This window comes from Micromonospora sp. NPDC002411, assembly GCF_053592955.1.
The window spans coordinates 1-9,866 of sequence record NZ_JBSFBM010000254.1 but is presented as its reverse complement, the minus strand read 5'-3'; the positions used below and the strand labels follow the sequence as shown (position 1 = coordinate 9,866).

At 71.6% G+C, this 9,866-nt stretch carries 13 protein-coding genes and 1 riboswitch; of the genes, 9 read left to right on the top strand and 4 right to left on the bottom strand.

Translation table 11 applies throughout. The features are described 5' to 3' along the window. The 7 genes from ACWCO3_RS25365 to ACWCO3_RS25335 all read left to right on the top strand — a co-directional run. The coding region (locus tag ACWCO3_RS25365) for an ATP-binding cassette domain-containing protein (RefSeq protein WP_450012379.1) at positions 1 to 423 on the top strand (423 nt) is incomplete at its 5' end. A gap of 4 nt (positions 424 to 427) precedes the next feature. Further along, positions 428 to 1,294 carry a metal ABC transporter permease gene (locus ACWCO3_RS25360; protein ID WP_145779435.1) on the top strand — a complete coding sequence of 289 codons (867 nt, stop codon included), beginning with the start codon at positions 428 to 430 and terminating at the stop codon, positions 1,292 to 1,294. Positions 1,295 to 1,337: 43 nt separating this feature from the next. After that, positions 1,338 to 1,637 (top strand): ArsR/SmtB family transcription factor, encoded by a 300-nt coding sequence (locus ACWCO3_RS25355; protein ID WP_030338189.1) that lies wholly within the window; start codon positions 1,338 to 1,340, stop codon positions 1,635 to 1,637. Continuing rightward, positions 1,634 to 2,032: a Fur family transcriptional regulator gene (locus ACWCO3_RS25350; protein WP_088988099.1), complete on the top strand. Its 399-nt coding sequence runs from the start codon at positions 1,634 to 1,636 to the stop codon at positions 2,030 to 2,032. Before ACWCO3_RS25355 ends, ACWCO3_RS25350 begins: the two co-directional genes overlap by 4 nt. A 13-nt stretch (positions 2,033 to 2,045) precedes the next feature. Then, positions 2,046 to 2,489: a GNAT family N-acetyltransferase gene (locus ACWCO3_RS25345; RefSeq protein WP_145779434.1), complete on the top strand. Its 444-nt coding sequence runs from the start codon at positions 2,046 to 2,048 to the stop codon at positions 2,487 to 2,489. Positions 2,490 to 2,608: 119 nt separating this feature from the next. After that, positions 2,609 to 3,217, top strand: coding sequence for a hypothetical protein (locus tag ACWCO3_RS25340; RefSeq protein ID WP_357936183.1), 609 nt, complete (start codon positions 2,609 to 2,611; stop codon positions 3,215 to 3,217). A 178-nt stretch (positions 3,218 to 3,395) separates the two neighbouring features. Then, positions 3,396 to 3,563, top strand: a complete 168-nt coding sequence (locus tag ACWCO3_RS25335) for a hypothetical protein (protein WP_167393621.1) — start codon at positions 3,396 to 3,398, stop codon at positions 3,561 to 3,563. A 206-nt stretch (positions 3,564 to 3,769) separates the two neighbouring features. Here the strand turns inward: ACWCO3_RS25335 and ACWCO3_RS25330 are convergent, their stop codons facing one another. The 4 genes from ACWCO3_RS25330 to ACWCO3_RS25315 all read right to left on the bottom strand — a co-directional run bounded on the left by ACWCO3_RS25330 (position 3,770) and on the right by ACWCO3_RS25315 (position 8,189). Then, on the bottom strand, positions 3,770 to 5,761 hold the full coding sequence (locus tag ACWCO3_RS25330) for an acyl-CoA dehydrogenase family protein (protein ID WP_450012376.1): 1,992 nt from the start codon (positions 5,759 to 5,761) through the stop codon (positions 3,770 to 3,772). An 86-nt stretch (positions 5,762 to 5,847) separates the two neighbouring features. Continuing rightward, entirely contained in the window at positions 5,848 to 6,351 is a 504-nt protein-coding gene (locus ACWCO3_RS25325; protein WP_145779431.1) for a DUF6328 family protein, read from the bottom strand. 139 nt (positions 6,352 to 6,490) lie between these two features. Beyond that, positions 6,491 to 7,240, bottom strand: a complete 750-nt coding sequence (locus ACWCO3_RS25320; RefSeq protein ID WP_358167264.1) for an SIS domain-containing protein — start codon at positions 7,238 to 7,240, stop codon at positions 6,491 to 6,493. A gap of 118 nt (positions 7,241 to 7,358) precedes the next feature. Further along, positions 7,359 to 8,189 (bottom strand): alpha/beta fold hydrolase, encoded by an 831-nt coding sequence (locus tag ACWCO3_RS25315; protein WP_358167261.1) that lies wholly within the window; start codon positions 8,187 to 8,189, stop codon positions 7,359 to 7,361. A 107-nt stretch (positions 8,190 to 8,296) separates the two neighbouring features. Further along, positions 8,297 to 8,401, top strand: a riboswitch (TPP riboswitch). A gap of 74 nt (positions 8,402 to 8,475) precedes the next feature. Here ACWCO3_RS25315 and ACWCO3_RS25310 point away from each other — a divergent pair. Then, entirely contained in the window at positions 8,476 to 9,069 is a 594-nt protein-coding gene (locus ACWCO3_RS25310) for an ECF transporter S component (protein ID WP_357843698.1), read from the top strand. 102 nt (positions 9,070 to 9,171) lie between these two features. Then, a partial coding sequence (locus ACWCO3_RS25305) for an energy-coupling factor ABC transporter ATP-binding protein (RefSeq protein WP_450012372.1) occupies positions 9,172 to 9,866 on the top strand: 695 nt, incomplete at its 3' end.

Sequence of the window (9,866 nt, the reverse complement as noted above, 5' to 3'; positions counted from 1 at the left end):
GGCCGCGCCGACCGCGCCGCCGTCGACGCCGCGCTGCTCGCGGTCGGGCTCGCCGACCGGGCCGGTGACCCGGTCGCCACGCTCTCCGGCGGGCAGCAGCAGCGCACCCTGATCGCCCGTGCCCTGGCCGGCAAACCGGAGCTGCTGGTCCTCGACGAGCCCACCGCCGGGGTGGACGCGGCCAGCCAGGAGGCGTTCGCCGGCGCGCTGCGCGACTTCGTGGGCGACGGCGGGACGGTGCTGCTGGTAGCGCACGAGCTGGGCCCGCTGCGACCGGTGATCAGCCGGGCGGTCGTCGTTCACGAGGGTCGCATCGCCCACGACGGCGCGGTGCCGGACCCGGCCGGGCACCACGCGGCGCCCGACCACGACCACGTGCACCCGCACTGCTACGACGAGCCCGCCGGGCTGTGGAGCAACTGACCCCATGGAACTCTTCCAGTACCCCTACATGCAGCGCGCCCTGATCGGCGCTCTGGTGATCGGCCTGGCCGCCCCGGCGCTCGGCATCTACCTGGTGCAGCGCCGGCTGGCGTTGATCGGTGACGGTGTCGGGCACGTGGCGTTGACCGGCGTCGGGGCCGGCCTCCTGCTCAACCGCTCACCGGTCCTGGTCGCGGTGATCGCCGCCACCATCGGCGCGGTCGCCATCGAGCTGGTGCGCGCCCGTGGGCGTACCTCCGGTGACCTTGCCCTGGCCCTGCTCTTCTACGGCGGCATCGCGGGCGGCGTCCTGCTGGTCGGCCTCTCGGACGCGACCAGCGCGAACCTCAACGCCTACCTGTTCGGGTCGCTGACCACCATCTCGCCCGGCGACCTGGTCACCATCGGGGTCCTCGGCGCCGCGATCCTGGTCACCATGATCGCGCTGCGGCCGGCGCTCTTCGCGGTCAGCCACGACGAGGAGTACGCCCGGGTCTCCGGCCTCCCGGTACGCACGCTGAACCTGCTGATCGCGGTCGCCACCGCGGTCACCGTGACCATCGCGATGCGGGCCGTCGGGGTGCTCCTGATCAGCGCGCTGATGGTGGTGCCGGTCGCCACCGCCCAGCAGGTCACCCGGGGATTCCGCAGCACGATGGCCGCCGCGATGGCGCTCGGGCTCTTCGCCGCCGGCTCCGGCGTCTGGGTGGCGGCGACGGCGGACACCGCTCCGGGCGCCTCGGTGGTGCTGGTGGCGATCGCGTCCTTCCTGGTCGTGGCCGTGGCCGGCGGCGTCTGGCGGACGCTGCGGCGCCGGGCGACGCCGGCCGCCGCACCAGCACCGGAACCGCACGAGGTCGTGCTGAGCTGAGCCTGATCAGCGGGACGTCGGTGGTATTGGTTACCGTTGCAAGATGACCAGCGCGACGGGTTACGACGGGTTCGACGGGGCCAGCGAGCTGCTCCGCGCCCTGTCCGCGCCGATCCGGCTGGCCATCGTCAGCGAGCTGGCCGGTGGTGAACGATGCGTGCACGAGCTGGTGGAGAAGCTCGGCGCCGCGCAGCCGCTGGTCTCCCAGCACCTACGGGTGCTGCGCGGCGCGGGAGTGGTCCGCGGTTCCCGCCGTGGTCGAGAGATCGCCTACAGCCTCGTGGACGAGCACGTCGCGCACATCGTGGCGGACGCGGTCAGCCACGCCGGGGAGGGATCATGAGCGAGAGCAGCGCCGCGGTGCGCAACACGCGGCAGCGCTCGGCGGTGAGCGCGCTGCTGGGCGAGATGGAGGGCTTCCACAGCGCCCAGGACCTGCACGCCATGCTGCGGCAGCGCGGTGAACGGGTCGGCCTGACCACCGTCTACCGCACCCTGCAAGGGCTCGCCGACGCCGGCGAGATCGACGTGATGCGCCCACCCGGCGGCGAGCACCTCTACCGCCGGTGCAGCGAGGGGCACCACCACCACCTCGTCTGCCGGGCCTGCGGGCGCACCGTCGAGGTGGCCGGCCCGGCGGTGGAGAGCTGGGCCGACCGGGTCGCCGCGCAGCACGGCTACGCCGACGTCAGTCACACCCTGGAGATCTTCGGCACCTGCCCGACCTGCGTCCGCTGACTAACCTGTCCGCGTGACAGATCTTCGATTCGTGCGGGTCCAGGCGGTGGGCAGCGAAGCGGCAGCGCTCGACTGGCAACACATCCACAATCTGATCATCCCCACCGATCCGCTGTCGGCCGACGAGATCGCCGTCCGCGCGCAGCGGAACATCCTGGAGGTCGCGTACGTCGACGGGGTGCCGGTGGGCTGCTCGACGGTGCGACCCCCGACGTCCGAGCCGGCCACCGTGATCGCGCGAGTGCTGCCCGAGAAGCGTCGCCAGGGCTTCGGGGCGCAGATCTACCAGCGCGGGCTGGCCAAGGCCCGGGAGCTGGGCGCGCAGGTCGTCCACACCGTCGTCCTGGCGTCCAACGACGACGGCCTCCGCTTCGCCCGCCACCAGGGCTTCGTCGAGATCGACCGGTACGTCCTGCCCGGCGACACCATCGCGTTCGTGGACCTGCGGCTCGCCTGACGCACGGCTCGTGCGCCACGGCCACCGCCGCGTCGGTCGCCGTGGCGTGGTCCGGCGGTGTCATCCGGGCGCCAATCGACGGGTGCCGGGGCGTCGACGTTCGTGGCACGCTGTCCGGCGTGAAAATCTATGCCGATCGGTTTCCGACCGCCGCCCGTCAGTTGCTCACCGACCTGCTCGTCGTCGCCTGGGTGTACGCGGCGATCCGGGGCGCACTGTGGCTGCACGACCTGGTGCAGAAGCTCGCCGTACCGGGGCAGAAGCTGGAGGGCGCCGGCAGTGGCCTCGCCGACAACCTCGCCGACGCCGGCAGCAAGGTCCGCCGGGTCCCGTTGGTAGGTGACGAGCTGACCGCGCCCTTCCGGCAGGCCGCCGACGCCGCCCGAGGGCTCGCCGACGCCGGACGGGACCAGCAACACCTGGTCGACCAGCTCGCGCTCGCCCTCACCATCGCTGTGCTGATCTTCCCGCTCGGCCTGGTGCTCTTCGGATGGCTGCCGTTGCGGGTGCGCTGGATGCGCCGGGCCGGGTCGGCCGCGAAACTGGCCGCCGGGCCGGCCGGCCGGGACCTGCTCGCCCTGCGCGCACTGGCCACCCAACCACTGGGCCGGCTGACCAGGATCGCGCCCGACGTGGCCGAGGCGTGGCGGCGCGGCGACGACGCCACAGTCGACGCGCTGGCCGCGTTGGAGCTGCGCCAACTCGGTCTCCGCAGCCGGGGCCGCTAAGACCCGTCCGCCATGGGTCACCACCCCACCCCACCTTGATCAGGTGATGAAAAGTAGGTCTCCGCGCTGTCTCTGACCTACTTTTCATCACCTGATCAAGGGAAAGCGCGGTGGGCTCGCAGGGCGTGTGCGCTGCGCCGACTCAGGCCAGCGCGACCGAGGCCGCTAAGGTCTTCGGGTGTTCTACTTCCTCGTCGTCATCGCCGTCCTGCTGCTCGGCTACGCCGCCGTCCTGGTTGCCTTCCTCCGGCGGGGCAAGAAGATCCCGCCTGCGGCGTACCTGGCGCTGGCCGGGCTCAACGGTCTGATCCTGGCAGGCGTGCTGGCCTGGGCGGTCTCCCGCTGACCGCCGCTGCCGCGCAGCCCTCTTCAGCGCACGCTGGGTGATCCACTCCAGGTCGGCGATGTAGGCGTATCGGGGCGGCGGGATTCCACCACTTCGCCGATATGCAGTCGATCAAGCCAGACGACCAGGGCAGAACGCGCTCCTGCGTTCGTCAGTCGGCTCGTGGAGGTCGGAGCGCGCACGAGACGGGCGTGCTCGGGGCGGAGTTACGGCTTCGGTGGGATTCGGCGGCGGACGTCCTCGGCGGTGGACGGGCCGGGAGTCCAGCGGGCCACCCAGGGCAGCTCGTCGGACGGGGTGATCACACCCTCCTCCAGGCCCGCGTACCGGCCGGCGAGGATCCGCTTCGCGGCGGCGGTGTCGACCGAGTCGGTGTTGTCCCACAGTGCGGCGAACAGGGCGTCCACCCGCACCCGCGCCTGCCGGCAGAACAGGTCGGCCAGCTCGACGTTCTCCGGCCGGGTGTCCCGTTCGGCGGAGGCCCGGACACAGACCGCGGACATCGCGAACAGCTCGGCGCCGATGTCCACCACACGGCCGAGGAACGCCTGCTTGCGCTCCATCTTCCCCTGCCAGCGCGACATCGCGTAGAACGTCGACCGGGCCAGCTTGCGCGACGACCGCTCCACCTGGCGCAGGTGTGCGGCGAGCGGCCCGAACTCGGCGTACGCCGAAGGGCTCTGCCCCCGGCCGACGGCGAGCGTGGGCAGCCACTTCGCGTAGAAGGCACCGGCGCGGGCGCCGGCTCTGGCTTTGCGGCCCAACCCCGCGTCCGGGTCGATGATGTCGCCGGCCACCGACAGGTGCGCGTCGACCGCCTCACGGGCGATCAGCAGGTGCATGATCTCGGTGGAGCCCTCGAAGATCCGGTTGATCCGCAGGTCGCGCATCATCTGTTCGACGGCGGCCGGGCGTTCGCCCCGGGCGGCCAGCGAGTCGGCCGTCTCGTAGCCGCGCCCGCCCCGGATCTGGATCAGCTCGTCGGCGATTGTCCAGGCCATCTCGCTGGCGTACAGCTTGACCAGCGCCGCCTCGATCCGGATGTCGTTGCGGTCGTCGTCGGCGAGCAGGCAGCAGAGGTCGAGCATGGTCTCCATGCCGTACGTGGTGGCGGCGATGAAGGAGAGCTTCTGCGCGACCGCCTCGTGCTCGCCCACCGGCCGACCCCACTGGACCCGGTCGGCGGACCAGCCCCGGGCCACGTTCAGCGCCCACTTGCCGGCGCCCACGCACATCGCCGGTAGGGAGAGCCGGCCGGTGTTCAGCGTGGTCAGGGCGATCTTCAGCCCCTTACCCTCGCCGCCGATGACGTTCTCGGCGGGTACGAACACGTCGTGGAACCGGGTGAGGCTGTTTTCCAGGCCGCGCAGGCCGATGAACTCGTTGCGCCGCTCGACGGTGATGCCGTCGCTGTCGCCTTCCACAACGAAGGCGGTGATCCCGCCTCGACGCCCCTCGCTGGCCGGCACCCGGGCCATCACCACCAGCAGGGTGGCCACGATGCCGTTGGTGGCCCACAGCTTCACGCCGTTGAGCCGGTAGCCGGTGCCGTCCTCGGTCGGCTCGGCGGTGGTGGCCAGCCGGGCCGGGTCGGAGCCGACGTCGGGCTCGGTGAGCAGGAAGGCGGACACCTCGCCGGCGGCAAGGCGGGGCAGGAAGCTCTGCTTCTGCTCGGCGGTGCCGAACATCTTGAGCGGCTGCGGCACACCGATCGACTGGTGCGCCGAGAGCAGCGCGCCGATGGCCGGGCTGACTGAACCGGCGAGCATCAGCGCCCGGCAGTAGTGCAGGTTGCTGAGGCCGAGCCCGCCGTACTTCCGGTCGATCTTCATGCCGAACGCGCCGAGGTCGGCCAGGCCGTGGAACACCGAGTCCGGAATGGAGCCGTCGCGTTCGATGGCCGCGCCGTCCACCTCGGTGGTCAGGAAGGTGCGGAACCGGTCGAGGAAGTCCTCGGCGCGCGCCACGTCGCCCGGGTCGGACCGGGGCCACGGGTCGATCAGGTCGAGCCGGAACCGACCGAGGAACAGTTCCTTGCCGAAGCTGGGTCGGTCCCAGGTGGACTCGCGGGCGGCCTCGGCGACCTGCCGGGCTTCCTTCTCGGAGACCTGCCCGGCCTCTGCCGGCAGTGGCGCGGCGGCACCGACGGTGGTTGCGGAGTCGGGATCGTCCGGTCGGCCGTTCTGCGTCGTGGTCACGGCTGCCCCCTCGAAGTTCGATGCGGCTACCGCCACGCTACCCCCGGTTGTTACCCAGGGGTAGCGGCGCGTGTAGATCGGCGCGCTCAGCGACCGATGGTGGTGTCCGGATCGTCGTCATCATCGTCGATGTCGTCCTCACCCCAGTTGCGGCGGACGAACGGCAGGATCACCCAGAACACGAGGAACCAGAATCCGGTCAGGGCACTGAGCAGGAAGGCGATCGGCCGGTCCAGCACGAAGTCGGTGATCAGCAGCACCGCGCTGACCATGGCGATCAGCATGAAGGCGAGGCCACCGGTAGCCATGCGGTGCGCGAACCGCACCAGCTCCGGCTTGCGCCCCTGGCGGAACAACGCCCGGTGGAACGCCACCGGCGAGATGATCAGCGCGGTGGCGGCGGCCGCTGCGAGCAGCGCGACGATGTAGACGTCCCGCTGGAACTCGCTGGTCCGGGTGAACCCGTTACTGAACGGCAGGGTGAGCAGGAAGGCGAAGAGGATCTGCACGCCGGTCTGCGCGACCCGCAACTCCTGGAGCAGGTCGGCGAAGTTGCGCTGCCAGCGCTGCTTCTCGGTCTCCTTGGACACGCGCTACCTCCGGTGAGACGCTACTGCCGGCGGTCCCGGCCGCCGGCAGCAACGCCAATGCCCCACCCGGCCGAGCGCGAAACAGGTTCACGACATCTGCCGTTCATCTCGGCGACGCAAGTCGGCCGCCAGGACTGTGTCAGGACCCCCGCCGGATCCGACCCGCGTACCGGGCTTCCAGCTCGGTGTTGTGCGCGTCGCCGTCCGGGATGTTCGCCGACAGGTAGACCGGGGGCCGCTCCCCCGCCGCCAGCAACCGCGCCACCACCTCCACGGTGACCTGCTGGGCAAGCAGGGCGGCGGTGATCGAGGAGACCGCGCCGACCGCGCCACCGCCGGGAAGGGGCAGGGTCGCGTCACCGTACGGAGCTCCGTTGTCGAGCACCACGTCGGCGAGGTCGCTCAGCTTGCGTCCGGATGGGTGCCGGGAGGTCATCCGGCCGGAGTGCTGCGCCGAGGTGATCGCCACCAGCCCGTGGCCACGTTCCTTGACCAGGCTGGCGAACTCCACCATCGCCCCGTTGACACCGGAGTTCGAGGCGAGCACGAACACGTCGGTGGGCCGCACCGGGGCCAACTCGTAGAGGCGGTGCGCCACGCTCGGGTCCCGTTCCAGCATCGGTCCGAGCCGGTCGGCGGGTTCACCGCCGAGCAGCACCAGGTCGCGCAGCGCGATCCGGTTGGTCGGCACCAGACCACCCGCCCGACCCGCGATCTCCATGGCGAGGGCCTCCGAGTGCCCCGTGCCGAACGCGTGCACCACACCGTCGGCGCGTACCGCATCGGCGATCAGGTCCGCGGCCCGGCCCACCGCCTCCCGCTGACTGGCGGCCACCCGGCCGATCGTCTCGGTCACCACGGCCAGGTAGTCCTCGGCACTCACCGTCATGCGTCCTCCGTCGTCCGATTGCGGGCCAACCAGTCAACCGTGCCCCCGCCGAGCACGTCGACAAGGGGTGCGGCCGGTCACCACCAGGTCGAGCGCCGGCGGCACGACCTACCGCCACTCACGCCGTACCGCCGGCCCGGGCCAGGATCGCCTCGGCGAGTGGGCCCGGCGCCGCGTCCGGGATCCAGTGACTGACACCGGCCAACTGCACGAAGCGGTAGTCGCCGGTCACGTTCGCCGCGCACGCCTCGGCGGCGAGCCGGCCGATGGCGACGTCCCGGTCACTCCACACGTACGTGGTGGGCACCGCGACCGGGCCGACCGCGGCCAGGTCGGCGCGGGACATCGCCCGGTACCAGTTCAGCGCTGCGGTGAGCGCCCCCGGCTCGCGCATCGGGTCGGCGTAGCGGTCCACCCGGGTACGGTCGCCGACCCCGCTGAGCAGCTTGCGCAACGCGGTGGCGTGCCACGCCAACAGCACCTTCTCCGCTTTGTCCGGCTTACGGAACAGCGCGATGTACGACGACCGGGCCTTCTGCTGGCTGTCGTTGGTCAGGGCGTGGGCCATGGCCGCCGGATGTGGCACGGACACCGCGGTCAGGGTGCGGACCCGCTCGGCGTGCCGGGCCGCGACCGCCCAGGCGACCACCGCGCCCCAGTCGTGCCCGACCAGGTGGACGGCGTCCAGGCCGAGGGCGTCGAGCACCGCCACCACGTCGGCGACCAGCTCGGGGATCCGGTAGTCGGCCACCTCCGTGGGCCGCGCGCCCGGCGAGTAACCCCGCTGGTCCAGCGCGTACGTGCGCAGCCCGGCAGCGTGCAGTGCCGGCACGACGTCGTCCCACTCACCGCTGTGCTGGGGGAAACCGTGCAGCAGCAGAACCGGTACGCCGTCCGGCGGACCACCGGCGGTTACCTCGAACGTGAGACCTCGCGCGTCGATCCGCATGATCGGAAGCGTACCCATCCGGCAGTCGGCGGGTCGCTCCCGCAGGTCAGGCGGGTGCCCTGCTGGGCTCGCGCCCCCGGTCGGTGTTAGCGTCAGCGAGACAACTTCATATCCGACAGGGGAGCGCACAGCGCTGAGAGTGCGGGCACGCCCGCAGACCCTCGAACCTGATCTGGGTAATGCCAGCGCAGGGAGTTCGGTCGACCTCCAGCCGCGCCGCAGTCCGGTGCCACCGGACGCGGCGTGCGTCTTCTCCTGGTTCGCACTCACGAACTGGGAGCACCACATGACATCCACCACCGACACCCACCGTTGGCGCACCATCGACATCGTGGTCGCCTCGGTGATCGCTGTCGCCTTCGGCGTCATCTTCTGGGCGTGGGGCCTGGTCTGGAGCGCCACCGAGGGCGCGTTCGCCTTCTTCCCGCCGGCGCAGGCGCTGCTCTACGGCGTCTGGCTGATGCCGGCCGTGATCGGCGGTCTGGTCATCCGCAAGCCCGGTGCCGCGCTCTACTGCGAGACGGTCGCCGCGGTCCTCTCCGCGCTGCTGGGCAGCCAGTGGGCCGGCACGGTGATCCCGCAGGGCATCGTGCAGGGCATCGGCGCGGAGCTGGCGTTCGCCGCCTTCCGGTACCGGTCGTTCCGGCTGCCGACCGCGGTACTGGCCGGCGCGCTGACCGGTCTCAGCGCCGCGCTGTTCGACTTTTTCATCTGGAACGTCGACTACGAGCTGACCGACTACCGCATCCCGTACGCGCTGATCACCATCGTCAGCGCCACGGTGATCGCCGGCGCCGGTGGCTGGCTGCTGACCAAGGCACTGGCCAACACCGGCGTCCTGGACCGGTTCCCGGCAGGCCGGGACCGCGCCCTGGTCTGACCCCCACCAGCTGCGTTGATCAAGAGGTTTGCGTCAACGGGAGGCGAAATCCTGACGCAAACCTCTTGATCAACAACGAGAAACAGTGCGAGAGGGGGTCCGGTGGGCGCTGTCGTTCTGCGGGGGTTCGGCTGGCGGCACGCCGGGCGACGGGCCTGGGCCCTGCGGGGGGTCGACCTGCGGGTCGAGGTCGGGGAACGGGTTCTGCTGCTCGGCCCCTCGGGGGCCGGCAAGAGCACGCTGCTCAGCGCGCTGGCCGGGCTGCTCCCCGAGGACTCCGGTGAGCAGGAGGGCATCGTCGAGATCGACGGGCTCGACCCCCGCAAGGGACGCGAGCGCGTCGGCATCGTCTTCCAGGACCCGGAAACCCAACTGGTGATGGCACGCTGCGGCGACGACGTCGCCTTCGGGCTGGAGAACCGGGGAGTGCCGACCGACGAGATCTGGCCCCGGGTGGACGAGGCACTGCACCGCGTCGGCTTCCCGTACCCCCGGGACCGCAACACGGCCGCGCTCTCCGGCGGCGAGCAGCAACGCCTCGCCCTGGCCGGCGCGCTCGCCCTCCGCCCCGGCCTGCTGCTGCTCGACGAGCCGACAGCCAACCTCGACCCGGCCGGGGCCGAGCTGATCCGGCAGGCGGTGGCCGGCGCGCTGGACTCCGACACCACACTGATCCTGGTCGAGCACCGGGTCGCCGAGGCGCTGCCGCTGGTCGACCGGGTGGTGGTCCTGGAACCCGGCGGCGGGGTCCGCGCGGACGGCACACCCGAAGCCGTCTTCGCCGCCCACGGCGCCGC

What these genes read in the sequence shown, in the direction of transcription:
- ACWCO3_RS25360 (WP_145779435.1), top strand. Translation starts at nt 428, where the DNA reads ATGGAACTCTTCCAGTACCCCTACATGCAGCGCGCCCTGATCGGCGCT.
- ACWCO3_RS25355 (WP_030338189.1), top strand. Translation starts at nt 1,338, where the DNA reads ATGACCAGCGCGACGGGTTACGACGGGTTCGACGGGGCCAGCGAGCTG.
- ACWCO3_RS25350 (WP_088988099.1), top strand. Translation starts at nt 1,634, where the DNA reads ATGAGCGAGAGCAGCGCCGCGGTGCGCAACACGCGGCAGCGCTCGGCG.
- ACWCO3_RS25320 (WP_358167264.1), bottom strand. Translation starts at nt 7,240, where the DNA reads ATGACGGTGAGTGCCGAGGACTACCTGGCCGTGGTGACCGAGACGATC.
- ACWCO3_RS25315 (WP_358167261.1), bottom strand. Translation starts at nt 8,189, where the DNA reads ATGCGGATCGACGCGCGAGGTCTCACGTTCGAGGTAACCGCCGGTGGT.
- ACWCO3_RS25310 (WP_357843698.1), top strand. Translation starts at nt 8,476, where the DNA reads ATGACATCCACCACCGACACCCACCGTTGGCGCACCATCGACATCGTG.